This is a genomic window from Enterovibrio norvegicus (genome assembly GCF_002876705.1).
GTDB lineage: Bacteria > Pseudomonadota > Gammaproteobacteria > Enterobacterales > Vibrionaceae > Enterovibrio > Enterovibrio norvegicus_B.
In genome coordinates this window covers 1-304 of the sequence record NZ_MDAG01000062.1, presented here as the reverse complement: position 1 = coordinate 304, position 304 = coordinate 1, and the positions used below count along the sequence as shown (strand labels likewise).

1 protein-coding gene is annotated in these 304 nt (G+C 39.5%); it reads left to right on the top strand.

The window, feature by feature from the left end:
- A partial coding sequence (locus BCT27_RS25755) for a hypothetical protein (protein WP_102396876.1) occupies nucleotides 1-287 on the top strand: 287 nt, incomplete at its 5' end.
- Nucleotides 288-304 lie beyond the last annotated feature (17 nt).

The window sequence follows — 304 nt, the reverse complement described above, 5'->3', positions numbered from 1 at the left end:
CGATGACAAATTTAAAAATTGTTCTTATATGTCAAAGTCGATACTCACCAATATACGATGATCAACTTATATCTTTAATAAACAAAGGTTATGAGTTGGTCTGTGTGGTAGGTCGGGGATGCCAACAATGGGAAGATGTAATCGATGAACTTGCTGTAGGCGACGGAACAGACCCCAAGTTTATTGTTACGAGCAGCCATCCTGAACAATCAACAGATGAAGTGATCGAATTTGCAAAGTTGCTTTCTTGCTCGAAAGCATCTGGTGTAGATGTTGTTAGCTTATAACAAGGTCATGAACGGGA